Origin of the sequence: Chryseobacterium sp. C3, from assembly GCF_014218905.1 — a bacterium.
Lineage (GTDB): Bacteria > Bacteroidota > Bacteroidia > Flavobacteriales > Weeksellaceae > Chryseobacterium > Chryseobacterium mucoviscidosis.
Window position 1 is genome coordinate 221,733 of sequence record NZ_JACLCU010000005.1, and the last position, 18,564, is coordinate 240,296.

Sequence of the window (18,564 nt, forward strand, 5' to 3'; positions counted from 1 at the left end):
AAAATTGATCGAGAGATAGAATCATGCAAAAGGCACGGAGCAAAAATCGATCTGGCAAAGAGGTACCGCTAAGAACCTAAAGGACAAGAAAGACTTCGCCCGTGCCAGTTATAGACACACGGGCGTAAGTCTATCAAAATTTTGTCCTTAAAAGAAGATTAGCGGTTTTCTTTGACCAAAATTGATAGCTTACGCTTGTTTCGTTAAAATTATAAATCAAAAGTAATCATTTTTTTGAAATGAAAAACAGCTTTGTTTTTATGTTAAATAGATCCCCAAATAAAAAAGACCTCTGAAAATCCAGAAGTCCTATATCATTTATTTCGTTAAAACCTACCCTATCAACTCTTTCGCCTGCGCCAAAGCCGCTTCCGTAATCTTACTTCCGGAAAGCAACTGGGCAATCTCGTTCAGCTTTTCCTCGTCACTTAAAGGAACAATGGTAGACTGGGTTTTTCCGGCGATGTCCTGTTTCAGCACTTTGTAATTGTTGTTCCCTTTTGCGGCAACCTGTGCTAAGTGAGAAATGACGATCAGCTGCATATCGGCAGACATTTCACGCATCAGATTTCCGATCTCTTCGGCTACTTTTCCAGAAACTCCTGTATCGATTTCGTCTAAAATTAAAGTTGGAAGTTCATCACTTTCTGCAATGATCTTTTTTACCGCCAACATTACCCTTGATCTTTCACCACCGGAAATTGCCGTCTGAATCGGCTTTAACGGAAATCCTGAGTTTGCCTGAAACAAAAGCTGGATATTTTCTTTTCCAAATGGGTTGAAATCCGAAGAATCGTGCAGTTCAATATCAACTCTGGCTTTTTCAAGACCTAGTTTTTTCAGTAAAGATTCTGCTTTTTTGATGAAAACAGGGATGCTCTTTTTTCTGTTTTTCGAAAGTTTTTCAGCCAAAGACTGAAGTGTTTTTTCTTTTTTGGAAATATTTTCTTCTACCTCCTCAATCTGAGCCACCAATTCGGACGCGCCCTGCTGTTCTCCGGCTAACTGATCTCTGATTTCTTTGAGTTCTGTAAGATCGGAAACGTTATGTTTTACAAAAAGATTATTGATTCTGTTGTTTAATTCAACCAGTAACGCTAAATTTTCAGGATTCACTTCTATGCTTTCCGCTTCATCTTCCAGCTCGGAGATAATGTCTTTTAATTCCACAAAAGACATTTCAAGCCTTTCATCAAGCTCTGCAAAACTCTGGGAAACTTCCGCAATTTTGGCAAGTTTATTTTTCGCTTCATTAAAAAATGACAAAATTCCTACTTCTTCCTGATGAAATCTTGATAAAACCTGCGCCAGATTATCGGAGATCATTTCCGCATTTTCCTGAATGGAAAGCTGATTCTGAAGTTCTTCATAATCCACATTATCCAGATGAAGTTCCTCAAGCTCGTTCAGAAGAAACGCTTTATAGTCACTTTCTTTATTGGAATCCGAAAGCTGCGTCTGTAGTTTTTTGAGCTGTGTTTTAAGGCTTTGAAAATCTGAAAATTCATTCTGATACTCATGAATGATCTGCTTGTTTTCAGAAAGTCCGTCGATGATTTTAAACTGATATTCTGCCGTAAAAAGATTCGACGTTTCAAACTGGGAGTGAATGTCGATCAACTGAGAAGACAGTTCTTTCAAAATATCCAGTGTTACAGGAACATCATTGATGAACGCTCTTGATTTTCCGGAAGGTAAAATTTCTCTTCGGATAATGGTCTGATGTTCGTAATCCAGATCATTTTCGATAAAGAATTTTTTGAACTGATTGTTCAGGGAAAATTCTGTTTCTACGATGCTTTTTTCTTCTGCTTTTGAGATCGATTTTACATCTGCTCTTTCACCCAGAATCAATCGGAGCGCACCTAAAATGATAGATTTTCCCGCACCGGTTTCTCCGGTAATCACCTGTAAACCGTTGTGTAATGATACTTCAAGGGTATCAATAAGGGCAAAGTTTTTAATGTAAATTCTCGAAAGCATTGATAATAGCGATTATTTGGCTATTGCAAATATAGAACTTTAGATTTCAGAATTCAAGTGAATTACTGTTTCCATTTATTCCATCTTGCTTCGGTATTTTTTGGCGAAAGGATGATCATTTCATTCTTAAGATCGCCAAGAACAATTCCTCCGTTATTTCCGGAATTGAAGATGTTGAAAATCTCATCTGCCTTGGAATCCATGAAAAGATTGAAGAAATAAGCCTGCTGAAAAGAATTCTCGTATTGTTTAAGCTGCATTAAAGCATCAAAAATCACTTTTTTGCCCTGGCTCTGATCCTGATTGAACAGGTTATCCAGTCCGGCTCTGTGATAAGAATAAATCGTAGCGCGAAGCTGGCTCCAGTTCGGGCTCATAATTTCTTTAATCAGAATAGAACGGCTTCTCGGCTCATTGATCTGCTTCCAACCGTCGTAGGTATTCTGAGATTCTCCGTTTTGTGCAATCTGCTGTGCTTTCTGATACCATTGTGTTCCTGCCATCGACTGAAAACTGTCTGCATCCATTCCCAAAATAACATAAACATAAAAACTGATAACATCAATTAAATTTTTTCCGGAAAACTGTCTTTCGTTGAAGATAAGGTTTTCATTTTCCACATAATCAAAAGAAAATCTTGTATCCTGAAGGTTAAGCAAAGGAGATTCATACGTGGTGTTGAAAACCGGACGAACTGCCTGTACCACAATACTTCCCCTGAAACGGTTTCCGTCTCTTTCGCTGATCACGATTGCGAAGTTGGATTTTATTTTTTCAAAATTCTGAAGTCTTTTTCCTGTCCAGCTTGTATTGTTGATGAAATCTCTCAGACTTTTCTCCAGAGCTTTGTAGGCAGACTGGTTACTTCCACCCAATTGCTGGGAATTCACTTGTACCGTTGCCAGTAACTCCTGAGAAAAACTCTGACTGAATAAAAACAGAAGTAAAAATATGCTTAAAAATTTTTTCATTATCTACTAAAAATTGAGAACGGAAATTTATTAAAATTATTTTAAAAGTTGAGACTCAACAAAATCCAAAATGTCTTTCGCTACCTCTTCTTTAGATTTCAGATCAAATTCTGTTTTTTCCGTTTTGGTAAATATTTTTATTTTATTGGTATCATTTTTAAAACCGGCTCCTTCATCACGAAGCGAATTTAAAACGATCATATCCAGATTTTTCTTTTCCAGCTTTCCTTTGGCATTTTCCTCTTCGTTCTGAGTTTCCAATGCAAAACCGACTAAAAACTGATGGGTTTTCTTTTCACCCATGGTTTTAAGAATGTCCGGATTTTTAACCAGTTCGATCGTTAAATTTTCGTCATTCTTTTTGATCTTTTCCTTTGCCACTTCTTTCGGAGCGTAATCTGCCACGGCAGCACTTGCAATTCCGATGTCTGTTGTATCGTAATACTCCAGAACTTTCGATAACATTTCTTTTGCTGAGGTCACCTTATATAATTCAATATTTTTATTATTGATTTTCTGAGAGCTCGGTCCCGAAATTAAAATTACTTTTGCACCTCTTTTTGCGGCTTCTTCCGCCAGAGAAAACCCCATCTTTCCAGAGGAATGATTTCCGATGAATCTCACAGGATCAATCGCTTCATACGTTGGTCCGGCTGTAATTAAAACGGTTTTTCCAACTAATGTTTTTTTAGTTTCAGAATCAAAAAAATCTTCAATTGATTTTGCAATCGTTTCCGGTTCTGCCATTCTTCCCTGCCCGATTAATCCGCTTGCCAGTTCTCCGCTTTCCGCCGGAATAATATGGTGTCCGAAACTTTCTGCCAATTCCAGATTTCTGGTTGTAGACGGATGTGCATACATATCCAGATCCATTGCAGGTGCAATAAAAACAGGACATTTTGCAGACATATACGTTGCAATTACAAGATTATCGCATAACCCATGAACCATTTTAGACAATGTACTTGCCGTGCATGGAGCAACAATCATTACGTCTGCCCACAAAGCCATTTCAACATGGCTGTTCCATGTTCCGTTATCACTGTAAAAGTCTGAGTACACCGGATTTTTGGATAAAGTGGAAATACTGAGCTTCGTAACGAAATGTTCTGCATCAGGCGTCATAATTACCTGAACTTCGGCTCCTTTTTTCACAAAATCTCTGATCAGAAAATGAATTTTATAGGCTGCAATTCCTCCGGAAATCGCGATGAGAATTTTTTTACCGGAAAGACTCATTCAATTTTAATTTTTAAGAATACTAAATTACTTATTTTTTCTCACAAAAGCCGTCCAAACAACGAAGGTCATAAAGAAAAAGATTTCCTTATGACCTTCATATATAAAAAATACACTGATTTTTATTTTCTCTCTTCAGTTTTTCTGAAGTACACATCTTCGTTCAGCCATTCTTCAATTGCAATAGAAGTCGGCTTTGGAAGTTTTTCGTAATGTTTAGAGATCTCGATCTGTTCTCTGTTTTCGAAAACTTCTTCCAATGTAGAATTATGAACAGCAAACTCGTCTAGCTTATTGTGAAGCTCTGTACGAATTTCAGCGTTGATCTGCTCTGCTCTTTTTCCCATGATAACAATCGCTTCGTAGATTGAGCCTACTTTGTCTTCAATCTTATCCTTATCGTAAGTAATGGTATTTACTTCTGCTTTTGTATCTTTTACACTCATTTTGAGAATATTAATTTTATTTAAGTTCGCAAATTTACGAATTATCTTTTAATTTTGAAAGTCGCCGCCGGCGGAGGTGTGCTAATTGCTGCACTGTCCCTCTGGATCTGCATTGCTTTCTTTTCTGCTTCTACCTGATCTTTCTCCTGCTGAACGGTTTTTGCCTGTTCCGCATTCTTCGCTTCCAGCTTTTTCTGTCTTTCCGTTAGAACGGCAATTCTTGCTTCTGTATTTTTCTTAACTACAGCAAATTCTTTCTTTTCTTTTTCAAGCTTGCTTCTGATCTCCAAAGCAGTTTTTGAAACTTCAGTGTTCGGCATTTCCTTTTCGATCTGTCTTGTGAAGGCCAATGCGCTTTCTATACGTTCATCTTTAAGATCATATACTGATTTTGTAGCCAGTTCGTAACGGGACTTTACGATATAATCATAAATCTGCGGACGAAGTTTTGTACTCGGGAAATCTTCCAGAACGTTTTCAAATGCTACATTGGCAGCTTTGTATTCTGCCATTTTGTAGTATTGTCTTGCATTTTCGTACGCTTTGAACTCAAGCTTATAAGACAGTTCGTCAATAAGCGTATTGATATTTTTAGATCTTTCGGAGTTCGGATAATTATTTAAGAAATCCTGAAGTTCGTTAATTGCTGTTTGTGTGGTAGACTGATCCAGATTATAATCCATTGAACCTTCGTAGTAACACAGAGCAGACATATATGCCGCCTCTTCCCTTCTTTTATCCTGAGGAAAGCTGATTGCAAAATTTTTAAACTGATTTCCCGCTAATCTGTAATTTTTGTCATAATAATTCGCATACGCCGAATTAAAAACCACATTGGGAGCATCATCTGTACCTGCAACAAGGTTTGGAAGCCTGTCGTAAAGTGCTAAAGCGTTTTTCCACTTCTTTTTAGCAAAGTTTTCATTGGCAGTTTTTAAGATAAGATTTTTATCCGCACTTTTCATTGCTCTTTCCTGCTTACTTACGCACGAAGCTACTACTGCTACAGTAAAAATACCTAAAATATATTTTTTCATATAAAAAGTTCAACAGTTTTCGGATTATTCAGCCGATTTACTAATTTGCAAAAATATAACTTTTTTGCCAATAGATTTTTTTTTATGATTATTTAACGTAAATTTAGTCTGCAGCATATCCCAAAATGGCAAAAACGGTCATTAAAAGATTCATTCTCACTTTTTTCTCAGCTTCCTTTGTGTAGGTTTCCTCGCTTTTGTTCGGAACATACAATTCATAAAAATTCCGGTTGCGAATTACGAATAAAGTGGAACCGATAATGGTTGTTAAAATATCTTCAGGTTTGGGAGTGAAGGTAAAAACACCTGAAGCCACTCCTTTTTTAATGACTTCGTCTAATTTTTTAACGAAGAGCTGATAAAAATCCAGCAATTCATCTTTTAAATTTTCTGTATGACGAAGTTCCTGTGTAACAAACCCATGGAAATAATTATATTTAAATAACTGGGAAACAATATATTTAATAATTTCTTTAAGCTGCATTTCCGGTTTGCCGTCTTTAATGGTATCTGCAAACTCTGAAAAAGTTTCTCTTGTTTTTAAAACCCTGTACTGATAAAGATACGACATCATCTTTTCCTTCGAGCCAAAATAATAGGAGATCATAGCCACATTAATATTTGCCTTAGAACAAATATCTCTCACGGAGGTTCCCTCATATCCTTTTTTTGCAATAAGTTCTTCCGCGATATCTAAAATGTGAATTTGTTTTTCTGTAAATTTTTTCTTCATGAAGTGTAGTTTAAGTAAAGTTATGAAATTTTTAACAGATTTATAAACGTTCGTTTAAGAAATTTACGTTAAATCTAAATTAATACTATTTTTGAGGTATGGATTTTTTTGATTTTCATCATCATAAAAAAAATATACCAAACGGAATTTATAATCTGAATATTGAGCAGATTCCGCCGGATGTTCCGTATTCAATAGGCATTCATCCGAAAGATATTGATGTAAATAATCTTGATAATCAGTTTAAATGGATGAGAAACATGATTTCTGAAAACTGTTTTGCAATTGGGGAATGCGGTCTGGATTCTTTTGCTGAAGCTGAAGAGAAAATTCAGGAAGAAGTTTTTTTAAGACAGATAAGGTTCGCAAATGAGGTTAAAAAGCCAATAATCATTCATTGTGTACGGAAGTTTTATGAAGTGATTTCTTTTAAAAAATATGCAGAACAGCCCATGATTATTCATGGTTTTAATAAAAAAGAAAGGATTGCGGAAGATCTGCTGAAAAATAATTTTTACCTGAGTTTTGGAAAAGCGGTTTTGTATAATTTATCTTTGCAAAATACTTTGAAAATTACTCCTTTAGATAAAATCTTTCTGGAAACCGACAATGACGATTTCAGCATCGAAGAATTGTATGAGAAAGTATCTGAAATAAAGGGAATTTCGCTGGAAAATTTAAACAAACAGATTTCGGAAAATTTAGAGACAATAAAACATGGATAAATACTGGTTGGAAAGAACGGAGCTTCTCTTAAAAGAAGAAGGTTTGGAAAAGTTGAATAAAGCAACAGTTCTTGTTGTCGGTTTGGGTGGTGTCGGTTCTTTTGCAGCAGAATTCCTTGCAAGAGCCGGAGTCGGAAACATGACGATTGTAGACGGCGATACGGTAGATATCACCAACATTAACAGACAGTTGCCTGCTCTACATTCCACGGTAGGAAAACACAAAGTTGAAGTGGTTGCTGAAAGATTGTTAGACATTAATCCAAAACTTAACCTCATCAAAATCAACGAATTCCTGAATCCTGAAAGAATGGACGAAATTCTTGACAACGGAAAGTTTGATTATGTTCTGGACTGTATCGACAGTGTAACGCCTAAACTTTGCCTGATAAAAGCAGCAAAAAAGAGAAAAATAAAACTTGTAAGTTCCATGGGAGCCGGAGGAAAAACAGATCCGAGCAAAGTGATGGTGAAAGACATCAGCAAAACCCAGAACTGCTATCTCGCAAAACAGGTAAGAAAAAGACTTCGAAAAGAAAAAATAAACAAAGGATTTAAATGCGTTTTTTCTGATGAGCTGCAAAAAGACGACAGTTTAAAAATGACGGACGGAACGAATTATAAAAGATCTTTTTACGGAACCATCAGCTTTATTCCGGCAATTTTCGGGTTGTATGCCGCAGCGGAAGTCATCAATTATTTAACCAAGAAAAATTAATTTTTTCCCGCAGATTTTAAGGACAATCAAAAATCTTTTTGCCTGAATTTTTAAAATCTGTGGGAAAACCATCTTACAAATCCTATCTTTACAGTCCGTACATGACAAATTTCAGATATCCCAGAGCCGAAAAACTCAAGAAAAATACCGAGATCTCTTTACTTTTCGAAAAAGGTAAATGGAGAACTAATGGGAATCTGAGAATCATTATTCTTAAAAACAAACCGACAACTCCTGTTGAAAGCACGAAATTTGCGGTTTCGGTTTCCAAAAAATATTTTAAAAAAGCGGTTCACAGAAACCGCATCAAAAGACTTTTAAGAGAATGTTATCGTCTGAATAAAGATCTTTTTAAAGAAGCTTTTGGCGATAAAACAATGGCAATGATGTTTTGGGCTTCTCCGGAAATGCCTGAAAAATTTCAGGATGTAGAGGCACAGTTTATCAAGCTTTGTCAGGCTCAGAAAAAGTCTTAATTTTTTTCTATCCCCTATTTTTGTTGAATTTCTTAGGCTGAATTTATCTAAGGGAATATTTTTATCAGAAAATTTCTCAGAATTTATTTTTTTGTACCTTAGGGAAAACAATCAATCTGAAAATTAACATGTTAGACAACGTTCCCTATTTACCTTATCTCCTGAGTGCGTTTATCGGTATCGGACTGGCTGCAGCAAGCGGATTCCGGGTATTTCTTCCGATGTTTGCCGTAAGTCTTGCTTCGTATATGCACTGGATTCCCATGAGCGAAAATTTTGAATGGCTTTCCGGACTTCCCACTTTAATCACCACCGGAATTGCAACCGTTGTTGAGGTTTTAGCGTATTACATTCCTTTTGTAGACCATTTGCTGGACACAATTTCTGTTCCGATGGCAACGATTGCTGGTTCTGTTCTGTTTGCCAGTCAATTTGCAGATCTGGGAACTTTTCCACAATGGGCTTTAGCTTTAATTGCGGGAGGCGGAACCGCAGCCACCATCAGTTCTGGATTTGCGGGGCTTCGGGCTGCGTCGACTGCAACTACGGGAGGTTTGGGAAATTCCGTCGTCGGAACCGCAGAAACAGCCGGAGCAGGAATCATGGCTTTTTTAGCGATGGTCGCTCCAATTATTGCAGGAATCTGTGCTATTATAATCGTTATAGGTGTTATCGTGTTCGGACGAAGATTGTGGCAGAAATTCAGGAAAAATAAAGAACTTCCTCAACAGACATAAAAAATAAAGAGCGGAAAAATTTTCCGCTCTTTTGTTTATTTTACTTTCCTGTTATAATTTCCAAGAAGAATTCCCAAATGACCTATGACGGGAAAAAGAATTAATGACAAATAAGGCAGGATTCCTGATTTTGTTCTCAACAGAACAGCAATTGCTGCAATGTACAAGATGATGACCGCAACCGCACCAAAAAGGATCTGAAAAGCGATAAGCTCATTGTATTTTTTTTAGGTTATCCTTTGGTTCTGAAATCTTTAATTTCCTGAATTTTACCTTCGTAATATTTTTTCTTTTCAGGGGTTTTCTTGATCAGAATTTCAAATGCTTTTATAGCTTTCGTGTATAATTTCTGCTCAAAATAAAGATTTGCCAGAGTTTCTGTCATCAAATGCGAGATATCGTCTCCTTTTTCTTTTACGACAAATGTACTTTCTTCTTTTAACTGACTGATTCTCGGATTGTTTTCGATAAAAGTTTCAATCACCTTGGTTTTCAGATCGGTTTTTTCCTCTTCTGGCTTTTCCTCCGTTCTGTCGATTTTCAGCCAGCTCTGCCATGTATTGATGAATCCCGGAACATTGCTATCGAAGGTATTCGGTTTGGCTGTTTTTGCAGGTTTTTCCACAGGAATTTCAACTGTATTTTCTTCTTTGCTTTCCTGTTTGGGTTCTTCTGTCATTTTTTCTTTTTCTGGTTGAGGAATCGTCCATCCCGATCCGAAAAACGAAACGTTCATTACCGGAACTTCCTCTTTATTTTCTTCCGAATTCTCAGAAACATCTTCATCGGTATTTTGTTCAGTTGTTTCTTCTGAAATTTCAGACACTATGCTTTCTTCGTCGGAATCCGGCTCAGTTTCGGCTTCTGCAACTTGCTCCTGCTCTGCAATCTCCTGTTGCTGAATTTCCACTGCTTCATCTGTTTTAAGCTCTTCAGTTTTAGGCTGAGGAACTTCAGGAGATTTACTGATCAGAGAATCCGGGAGATTGGAATCAAAAGACATTGGTTTCCACGCAGACTGAATTTCCGCTTCTTGTTCTTTTGCCGGAATTTCTTCTTTTTCTTCACTGACTTCGGCTTTTGGTTCCTCTGTCTGTTCAGAACTGTTTTCTGCTACTGGATTTTCCGTTTTAATTTCTTCCTGAGTTTCCGTTTCAACAGGTTTTACTTCAAAACTTTGGGTTTCGGCAAAACTGATGTCGTGACCGATATTTTCAGGTTCTTCTTCTTTTTTATGTTCTTCCGCAGCCGCTTTTTCCTTCATTTTCTTCTCCACTTCCTCAATCAGACGGCGCATTTCGTCTTCATGTTTATTGAGGTTAAGCTGAGGAGCTTCCGTAATTTTTTCTTCTGTATTTGCCTGAATTTTCACTTCCGGAAGGAAAGATTCTGTTCCGTGGAAACTTAGCTCAGCATCATTCTGAACAACCTTTTCTTCTTTCTCGGATGAAATTTCATCTTCATCAATAATCGTTTCAGGCGTAAATTCTGCGGACTCTTCTGATGCGTTTATTTCTGAATTTTCAGACTGGCTGCTTTCATTTTTTGGTTCTTCAACAGATTCATTTACAGAGACCTGTACTTCCGGAAGAAAAGCTTCTGTTTCATGGAAGCTTAATTCTGATTTATCTGAAATTTCTTCTTTTTCAGTTTCAGCATTTAGATTTTCCTCTTCAACAATGATTTCAGTGGTGAATTCTGAAATTTCTTCCGTCGGTTTTAGCTCTTCGTTTTCAGCTTCATCTGAAATATGATCAGACTGCTCTTCTGTTGATTTATTTTCTTCTTCCTGAATCTCGGATACAGCTTCCTCTTTAGAAGATTCCGACTCTGAATTATCTGAAATTTCCTCTTGTTCAGCTTCAGAATTTTCGTTTTCTTCTTCAACTATAGTTTCAGGAGTGGATTCTTCGTATTCTGCTGCAATCGGAAGAGGATTTTCGTTAAATTTTTCTTCTGAAGCGGTCTCTTCTTTTTTCTCAGCTTTCTGGGTTACGATAGAACCGGATTCCAGTGTAGATTCAAGATCAATTGTTTCAAAAGTATTATCTTCCAGGAAATTTTCTTCTCCTTCGAACAGAATTCTGTTTCGTTCTCCGTTTACATACAAATGTTTAATTTCTTCTCTCGGAGGCGGAAGAATGCGATCTGTTTCTTTAGTTTCTGCAACGGCTGGTAGAGATTCCTCAACGATTTGAGGTTGAGGTTCGATTGCAGGATTTTTCTCTCTTTTAAGTGGAAAACTTCCCGCTTTTTTCTGATATAGAATTTTAAGCGGATTTTCCGAAGGAATATTTTTTTCCTTTACCGTTTCCAGTTTTATTTCAGGTTTTGGCTTCTGCTGAATTTTACCGTTAATCAGCTGATAAAGGATTTTTTTATCGGTTGTATAAGCGGCTGTTGTAGAAAGTACTGTCTGATAATTGTCTTTATCATACAGATGCACCCCATACAAATACAACGCTCTGATATTCTGAATATAGGGAAAAGAATTAATCTCTTCTTTCAGAAGATGGAGATCTTCTGACTGAATGTTTTTCGGGGTCTTTAATAATTCTAAAACTCTATGATTCATCTTACCAGTTCGCTACAATATCGTTAAATATCTTGTTTATAATTCTGTCTGTTGCAATTTTCACCTGAGAAGATTCTATCTCAGACTGGGAAAGATTGCTGTTGAACACCGCTTCATCACTGTATGTTCTGTCGAAACTAAGCTCCGGATGAAGTTTGTTCTCGTAATGAACTTTTACAGTAATGGTAAGTTTATTCTGGGATTCCTGTATTACACCTCCTGAATTGGTAGAAACCGTATTGGAACTGATGGTTGTAGGTGTAATAGAATAATCTGTAATTTCACCTTCTACCAAAATGTCCGGATTTTCCTTCGTTCCTTTTAAAGTGGTTCTCTGAAGAAATCTGTTTTGGATATCCGTAGAAAACTGCTGAGACAATGTAGGATTTACCAAAGGGGCATTATTGGGAAATTCATTGATCTGAATTGTTTTTTCATCTTTAAGAGATGATCCCGTAAAACTATAACACGAGTTCAGCACTGATAAGCACAGTGCCAAAAGCCAAAATTTTGGCTGTCCGATTTTAATATTTTTAATTTTAAAATTCATTTTTAATTCCAATTTCCTGAATTTCGTCATAAGTAACCTGCTTTAAAGCATCTTCGTATGCAAAATAATGAGAAGCATAGGCAAATGGTATTGTAAAAATCAAGCCAATAAAACATGCTATAACTCCTAACTGAGATAAAAATCCTACCGCCAGTGAATATAAAAAGATGGACCAAAGGTTTCCTTTACTCATCACCGAAGAGATTTTCCATGCCTGTTTAATCTCTGTAACTCCTGCAAGAGAAATTAAAGCGGGCATATAAAAACCTTTCAGGGCTACAAATAAAATCCCAACATACACAAAAAACATATAAATGAAAAAAAATGCGGGCGGTCCGGCGGAAGGATCCTGTTCTCCCATTGCGACCATCATGATAAACATGGGAATATAAATAACCATTATTCCGGCGAATAAAATAAGCTGAATCATAAAGTAAGGCGTGAAATTATCAAAATTGAAGATATCTCCTGCGCTTACCTGTCTTCCGGCTCTTAAATCACGGCAATATTTATAGAAATTTCCCACTGCCAAAAGTCCGCAAAAAGGAATGATTGACATCACCATTGCAAGGAAGAAAGCTCCTAATAAATTTCCAAAATTTGCCTTATAGAATTCGTATCCGTCGCTGATGTAATTTCCTAATTTGAAATTGACCGGTTTTGCATTAATTTTCACCATGATTTAATTTTTAGTTTATTATTCTTCTAAGTTATACTGTTTTATTTTTCTGTATAAAGTTCTTTGGGAAATCCCCAGTTCGTCTGCCGCTTTATTTCTTCTTCCTTTATGCTTTTCCAATGCTTTGATTATCAGGTCTTTTTCGTTATTCTGAAGCGATAAAGATTCCGGTCTGTTTTCTTCAATTTCAATATCTTCAATATCTTCGTAGCTGTTGTCCGGCTCTGAAATAATTGTCGGATTCTGAACTACCGGATTATGATTACTGTTGTTTTCAAAATACAGTAAAGAACCGGGAGCCACATTCTGCTGTGTTTCAGGAGTATAAATTCTGTTGATTAAATTTTTCTCGTGACTGCTCAGATCAGATGTTCCTCTGTTTTTTATCAATTCCGAAGTTAAGGATTTTAAATCATTAATATCGTTTCTCATGTCAAATAGAATTTTGTACATGATTTCTCTTTCACTTCCGAAATCGTTCTGCTTTGGCATATTCGGAGTATTGACAACCATCGGAAGGTGTGATTCCATGGGAATATATTCCGCCAGTTTTTCAACTTCTACGTGTCTGTTTCTTTCTACGACCGTCATTTGTTCTACCAAATTTCTTAGCTGACGAATATTTCCGGGGAACGTATAATTTTCGATATAATGTACCGCACTTGGCTCAAGTTCAAGTTCTGGCATTCTGTATTTTTCAGCAAAATCGATGGCAAATTTTCTGAAAAGCAAATGAATATCTCCTTTTCTTTCGCGTAAAGGCGGCATATCGATCTGCACTGTATTCAGACGGTAATAAAGGTCTTCACGAAATCTTCCGTCCTGAATTGCCTTCATCATGTTCACATTTGTTGCAGCGACAATTCTTACATTGGTTTTCTGAACCTGTGAAGAACCTACTTTCATAAATTCGCCGCTTTCCAAAACACGAAGTAAACGAACCTGCGTCTGTAAAGGAAGCTCTCCCACCTCATCTAAAAAGATCGTTCCGCCATCGGCAACCTCAAAATATCCTTTTCTGGTTGCTGTAGCTCCTGTAAATGCTCCTTTTTCGTGTCCGAACAGTTCGGAATCAATCGTTCCTTCGGGAATTGCACCACAGTTCACGACAATATAAGGTTGATGTTTCCTTTTGGATTCTGAATGGATAATTTTCGGAATAAATTCTTTCCCCACTCCACTTTCCCCCATCACAAGGACTGAAATGTCGGTTGGTGCGACCTGTATGGCTTTTTCCAAAGCACGGTTTAAAGCCGGAAAGTTTCCGATAATTCCGAAGCGGTTTTTTATATTTTGAAGCTCGTTGCTCATAAGTAAATTTTTAGATTATTGATTTGAATAGGATTTACATTAATCTCTGTAAATCTGCTGTTTAGTTTAAAAATAATTGAGTTTAAATTTAACTTACAACGTCCAAATAATCTTTATTTCTGACTTTTGAAACTCTGGTTTTAAAATATAAAATTTCAGCAAAGAGATTTTCTCTGCGGTTCTTTTCAAAATTTTTCAGGAGCTGATCATGTTTTTCTTTTTCAGAAAAATCTCCTCCCGTTTTATTTTGTTGAAAATTGTTCTTTTGCTTATATGGGAAAATTTTACCGATAAGATCAATCGCGTTATGCTTTTGGCTGATCGTTATATTCTGTACAGGTTTTTCTTTTGTACAGGTTTCCGGCAAATCTTCATAACCCTGATTTAAAATCCGGTTATAAAGCTCATAAAGATGTTTACAGTCTTCACTTTCGGCTGTTCCGTTGGAAATTTGAGCCGAAATATTGCTGCAGATTATTACCAACAATACACTTAGGCAATATTTATGAAATTTTTCCATTGTCTGAGTTTAAAATGTTAATAAAATCTTGTTTACTTGGCAATATGGTAAAATACTTACTTGCAAAAATCTGTTCGTTATCTTCCGGTAAAGTATATCTTACCAAAGCTTCACTTTTATCCTGACAAAGAATAATGCCTATGGTTTTATTTTCACCTTCAAGGCGTTTTTCTCTATCGTAATAGTTGACGTACATCTGCATTTGCCCGATATCCTGATGTTTGAGTTCGCCGATTTTTAAATCAATTAAGACAAAACATCTCAAAACTCTGTTGTAAAACACCAAATCTATACGGAATTGCTTTTCATCAAAGGTTATTCTGTCCTGTCTTGCAACAAAGGTAAATCCGTTTCCTAATTCCAGAAGAAAATGTTCAAGTTTATCAATTAATTCGGACTCTAATTCGTTTTCAGAATAATGAGGTTTTTCAGACAGTCCCAGAAATTCCAAAACATAAGGATCTTTGATGAGGTCTTTGGGCTTTTCTATAATTTGTCCTTTTTCAGCAAGCTGAAGAATCTCTTCTTTATTTTTGCTTAAAGATAGTCTTGCATATAAAGCAGAATCGTACTGCCTCTGTAATTCTCTTAGGCTCCAGTTATTTTTATAACTTTCAATTTCGTAGAACTTTCTTTCATTAATATCAGTGATTCTCATTAACTTCAAATAATGAGACCATGAAAGGTTGAATTTTATAGAATCTTGCCGGGCTGGTTTTTGATTTGTTATTACTCCTGATTCGTCAGACAGTGTTTGTCCTTTTTCATTATGCTTATCCGAATCTTGCAAAAAGACAGACGGTGTTTGTCCTTTTGAATAGACAATATAAAATTGCCTAATTTGTTTAAGATTTGAAACAGAAAACCCCTTACCAAATTTCTCTGTAAGATGTAATGACAAATCTTTAAGAACAGCTTTTCCATATTCCGCTCTGTCTTCCCCATTTTGTTCATCTTCCACAATCATTCTTCCTATTTCATAATAAGTAAGAACAATGGTTTGATTAACGGCAACAACAACTTTATTTCTGGCATTTTCCAATAACGCAGAAATATCATTTAAAAGTTGCTTTGTCGTTAAATCGTCAGACATAGTTTATTTTGAAACCGTTTCCCCTAAAAGTGTGCCCTGTGTATTGTCAAAAACAAAAACGTCCACAATGTCACCAATTTTCTGACCTTCCAGTTTATCGAAGACGCAAACTGCATTCTGGGAATTTCTTCCTTTCCACTGGTTTTCGTTCTTTTTGGAAGTTCCTTCAATTAAAATCTGGTGAACTCTTCCTACATAAGATTTCATTCTTTTTCTGGAGAGTTCTCCCTGTAAAGCAATGACTTCTGCCAAACGTCTCTGTTTAACGTCTGCCGGAATATTGTCCTCCATCTTTTTGTGAGCAGGAGTTCCCGGTCTTTCTGAGTAAGCAAACATATAACCGTAGTCGTATTCCACTTCTCTCATTAAGCTTAATGTATCTTGGTGATCTTCTTCTGTTTCGCTGCAGAAACCGACGATCATATCCTGAGAAAAAGCAACTTCGGGAACGATTTCTTTTGCTTTTTTAATTAAATCTAAATATTCTTCGCGGGTGTGCTGTCTGTTCATGGCTTCCAGCATATTGTTGCTTCCGCTCTGAACCGGAAGGTGAACGTATTTACAGATGTTATCGTGTTTTGCCATCATTCTGAATACATCCAGACTCATATCCTGCGGATTGGAAGTAGAGAAACGGATTCTCATTTCAGGAACGGCTTTTGCAACCAAATCAAGCAACTGGGCAAAATTTACGGCTGTAGCTTTCTGCATTTCAGATGCTTTGGCGAAATCTTTTTTAGGACCGCCTCCATACCAAAGGTAAGAATCTACGTTTTGTCCTAATAAGGTAATTTCTTTATACCCGCTTTCCCAAAGGCTTTTGCACTCATCAAGAATAGAATGTGGATCACGGCTTCTTTCTCTTCCTCTCGTGAAAGGAACAACGCAGAACGTACACATATTATCGCAGCCTCTTGTAATGGTTACAAAAGCTGTAACCCCATTTCCGCCTAAACGAACCGGATTGATATCTGCATACGTTTCTTCTTTTGAAAGAATTACATTGATTGCATCTCTTCCGTCTTCAGTTTCTTTTAAAAGGTTAGGCAAGTCTCTGTATGCATCGGGACCAACCACAAGATCCACCAACTGTTCTTCTTCTAAGAATTTGGTTTTTAATCTTTCTGCCATACAGCCCAAAACACCAACCGTCATGTTCGGTTTTTCTTTCTTCAGGTTTTTGAACTGTGAAAGACGCATTCTTACGGTCTGCTCGGCTTTTTCACGGATGGAACAGGTGTTTAAAAGAATTAAATCTGCTTCTTCCGCTTTTAAAGTGGTATTATACCCCTGCTCATTAAGTATGGATGCAACAATCTCAGAGTCAGAGAAATTCATCTGACAACCGTAGCTCTCCAAAAATAATTTCTTTGAGTTTTCTGCTTTTTCCGCAATAGCAAAAGCTTCTCCCTGTTTTGTTTCGTCTATATATTTTTCCTGCACGATAATCGAATTTTAGGTTTAAAATTTAACGTCTAAGGTTCTACACATACAGGTTTGAACTCAAAACATTAAATTCTGAACTTATTGAATTTGCAAAGATACAAAATATTGTGACAGAATGTCAGGATATTACCTATATCTATTATTATGTATATTTTGATACATATCTTTGGTTCTGCCCTCTAATTCTGTTTGTATATCAAAATTTTGTCTGATAGGTTGTTGTAGCCAAAATTTAAAAGGTACTCCGTTAAAAGTTGCAGGATTCCATTTCCCTTTAATTTTTGAAAGTTGATTGATAATTTCCTTTTTTTCGTTTTCCGTATAGCTGCCTTGTATTTCGAAGTCCTCCATATCTCCATTTTCATTAACAGCAAATTTTAAAGAAACTATTTTATCTTCATTTTTCTTAATTTTTCGTTCAAAAATTGATTTAATTTCAAATCCGAAAGACTCCATTCCTTTTTTAAAAGTTGGTCTTTTTTCCACATTTTTTATCGGTTCATCTTTGGAATAGTACAAATAAAAAGGATTGATATTAACGGTAGCAATTGCTGCCACAAATTTCCCTTCTTCTTTTGCTGGCATCCATTTTTTTAGATGAGGCATAATTTTGCGACTAAAATCAAAGGCGCATTTATTTTTTTGAATTTCTATACTGTCAAAATCCTTTACGTAGCTTATTGTTGAGTTTTCATAAATAAGAATCTGCAGATTGTATTTTTCGGTTCTGTTTTCACATGGTGGTAAATTTTGTTCTTTAACAATCTTTACCATTTCTTTAAATAGTTGATTTCCACCTCCTGCGTAAAAATCCTGTCCGGGAGGATAGCGATCTAAAACTTCTTTTTGGGCAGAAACTAAATTGATAAACGTACAAAAAATAATTAATGACAATTTTCTAATCATGATCATAAGTATTCGTACTGAAATTCACCTTCATAACAAATTTTGAATCGACCGGAACGCCGTTCTTCTTTGCGGGAGTCCATTTTCCTTTTACTTTTTTCGCCGCATATTTCATATAGTCGATAAACATTTCATTGTTTTTGAATTTCGGAAGAACATCGATCTGGCTGATTTTTCCTCTGGAATCAATATTAAACACAAAGGTAACTTTTCCCTGAATAGCATACAGAGCCATATCAATATAGGCATGAACCATATTCATGAATTCTTTCTGAAATACCTGATCGCCTTCCGGAAATTCTGCTTTCTGGTAACTTTCCGCTGTCTGCTGAACCTTAGTTGTATTTTCCTGAGAAAAGCCTTTACCGCCAACAAGCAATAAAGGTAAAATTAAAAGATATTTTTTCATGGTTATTAAA

At 36.3% G+C, this 18,564-nt stretch carries 19 protein-coding genes; 4 read left to right on the top strand and 15 right to left on the bottom strand.

Translation table 11 applies throughout. The features are described 5' to 3' along the window. Nucleotides 1-333 precede the first annotated feature (333 nt). The 6 genes from H6W53_RS12930 to H6W53_RS12955 all read right to left on the bottom strand — a co-directional run bounded on the left by H6W53_RS12930 (nucleotide 334) and on the right by H6W53_RS12955 (nucleotide 6,409). A complete protein-coding gene (locus tag H6W53_RS12930) occupies nucleotides 334-1,983 on the bottom strand; it encodes a DNA repair protein RecN (protein WP_185207374.1) in 1,650 nt (549 codons plus the stop codon). Between the two features lie 62 nt (nucleotides 1,984-2,045). Beyond that, a complete protein-coding gene (locus tag H6W53_RS12935) occupies nucleotides 2,046-2,954 on the bottom strand; it encodes a DUF4835 family protein (protein ID WP_108409108.1) in 909 nt (302 codons plus the stop codon). A gap of 36 nt (nucleotides 2,955-2,990) precedes the next feature. After that, the gene (coaBC, locus tag H6W53_RS12940) at nucleotides 2,991-4,193 is read right to left on the bottom strand and encodes a bifunctional phosphopantothenoylcysteine decarboxylase/phosphopantothenate--cysteine ligase CoaBC (protein ID WP_185207376.1); all 1,203 of its coding nucleotides are present in this window, start codon (nucleotides 4,191-4,193) and stop codon (nucleotides 2,991-2,993) included. Between the two features lie 122 nt (nucleotides 4,194-4,315). Beyond that, nucleotides 4,316-4,639 carry a DNA-directed RNA polymerase subunit omega gene (locus H6W53_RS12945; protein WP_034681463.1) on the bottom strand — a complete coding sequence of 108 codons (324 nt, stop codon included), beginning with the start codon at nucleotides 4,637-4,639 and terminating at the stop codon, nucleotides 4,316-4,318. A gap of 41 nt (nucleotides 4,640-4,680) precedes the next feature. Next, nucleotides 4,681-5,676: an outer membrane protein assembly factor BamD gene (locus tag H6W53_RS12950; protein ID WP_087708522.1), complete on the bottom strand. Its 996-nt coding sequence runs from the start codon at nucleotides 5,674-5,676 to the stop codon at nucleotides 4,681-4,683. Nucleotides 5,677-5,779: 103 nt separating this feature from the next. Next, nucleotides 5,780-6,409, bottom strand: a complete 630-nt coding sequence (locus H6W53_RS12955; protein WP_087708520.1) for a TetR/AcrR family transcriptional regulator — start codon at nucleotides 6,407-6,409, stop codon at nucleotides 5,780-5,782. Between the two features lie 98 nt (nucleotides 6,410-6,507). On the opposite strand from H6W53_RS12955, the gene H6W53_RS12960 reads away from it, so the two are divergent. The 4 genes from H6W53_RS12960 (at nucleotide 6,508) to H6W53_RS12975 (ending at nucleotide 9,065) form a co-directional block, all read left to right on the top strand. Then, nucleotides 6,508-7,134, top strand: a complete 627-nt coding sequence (locus H6W53_RS12960) for a TatD family hydrolase (protein ID WP_185207378.1) — start codon at nucleotides 6,508-6,510, stop codon at nucleotides 7,132-7,134. Next, nucleotides 7,127-7,852 carry a ThiF family adenylyltransferase gene (locus tag H6W53_RS12965; RefSeq protein ID WP_185207380.1) on the top strand — a complete coding sequence of 242 codons (726 nt, stop codon included), beginning with the start codon at nucleotides 7,127-7,129 and terminating at the stop codon, nucleotides 7,850-7,852. Before H6W53_RS12960 ends, H6W53_RS12965 begins: the two co-directional genes overlap by 8 nt. A 101-nt stretch (nucleotides 7,853-7,953) precedes the next feature. Further along, the gene (gene rnpA / locus H6W53_RS12970; RefSeq protein WP_076391353.1) at nucleotides 7,954-8,328 is read left to right on the top strand and encodes a ribonuclease P protein component; all 375 of its coding nucleotides are present in this window, start codon (nucleotides 7,954-7,956) and stop codon (nucleotides 8,326-8,328) included. A gap of 128 nt (nucleotides 8,329-8,456) precedes the next feature. Then, nucleotides 8,457-9,065: a DUF4126 domain-containing protein gene (locus tag H6W53_RS12975; protein WP_185207383.1), complete on the top strand. Its 609-nt coding sequence runs from the start codon at nucleotides 8,457-8,459 to the stop codon at nucleotides 9,063-9,065. 232 nt (nucleotides 9,066-9,297) lie between these two features. Here H6W53_RS12975 and H6W53_RS12980 read toward each other — a convergent pair whose 3' ends face one another. The 9 genes from H6W53_RS12980 to H6W53_RS13020 form a co-directional block, all read right to left on the bottom strand. Continuing rightward, complete coding sequence (locus tag H6W53_RS12980; protein ID WP_185207385.1) at nucleotides 9,298-11,640, bottom strand: hypothetical protein; 2,343 nt, start codon at nucleotides 11,638-11,640, stop codon at nucleotides 9,298-9,300. A 1-nt stretch (nucleotide 11,641) separates the two neighbouring features. Next, complete coding sequence (locus H6W53_RS12985) at nucleotides 11,642-12,190, bottom strand: LptE family protein (protein WP_185207387.1); 549 nt, start codon at nucleotides 12,188-12,190, stop codon at nucleotides 11,642-11,644. Continuing rightward, nucleotides 12,180-12,869 carry a hypothetical protein gene (locus H6W53_RS12990; RefSeq protein WP_185207389.1) on the bottom strand — a complete coding sequence of 230 codons (690 nt, stop codon included), beginning with the start codon at nucleotides 12,867-12,869 and terminating at the stop codon, nucleotides 12,180-12,182. Before H6W53_RS12990 ends, H6W53_RS12985 begins: the two co-directional genes overlap by 11 nt. Before the next feature lie 18 nt (nucleotides 12,870-12,887). Continuing rightward, nucleotides 12,888-14,180, bottom strand: coding sequence for a sigma-54 interaction domain-containing protein (locus H6W53_RS12995; protein WP_185207391.1), 1,293 nt, complete (start codon nucleotides 14,178-14,180; stop codon nucleotides 12,888-12,890). Nucleotides 14,181-14,268: 88 nt separating this feature from the next. Continuing rightward, nucleotides 14,269-14,700 (bottom strand): hypothetical protein, encoded by a 432-nt coding sequence (locus H6W53_RS13000; RefSeq protein ID WP_116098308.1) that lies wholly within the window; start codon nucleotides 14,698-14,700, stop codon nucleotides 14,269-14,271. Beyond that, entirely contained in the window at nucleotides 14,684-15,793 is a 1,110-nt protein-coding gene (locus H6W53_RS13005; protein WP_185207393.1) for a YhcG family protein, read from the bottom strand. Before H6W53_RS13005 ends, H6W53_RS13000 begins: the two co-directional genes overlap by 17 nt. A gap of 3 nt (nucleotides 15,794-15,796) precedes the next feature. Next, nucleotides 15,797-17,236 (bottom strand): tRNA (N6-isopentenyl adenosine(37)-C2)-methylthiotransferase MiaB, encoded by a 1,440-nt coding sequence (gene miaB, locus H6W53_RS13010; RefSeq protein ID WP_087708500.1) that lies wholly within the window; start codon nucleotides 17,234-17,236, stop codon nucleotides 15,797-15,799. Nucleotides 17,237-17,365: 129 nt separating this feature from the next. After that, on the bottom strand, nucleotides 17,366-18,145 hold the full coding sequence (locus H6W53_RS13015; protein ID WP_185207396.1) for a hypothetical protein: 780 nt from the start codon (nucleotides 18,143-18,145) through the stop codon (nucleotides 17,366-17,368). Continuing rightward, nucleotides 18,138-18,554: an energy transducer TonB gene (locus tag H6W53_RS13020; RefSeq protein ID WP_185207398.1), complete on the bottom strand. Its 417-nt coding sequence runs from the start codon at nucleotides 18,552-18,554 to the stop codon at nucleotides 18,138-18,140. Before H6W53_RS13020 ends, H6W53_RS13015 begins: the two co-directional genes overlap by 8 nt. Nucleotides 18,555-18,564 lie beyond the last annotated feature (10 nt).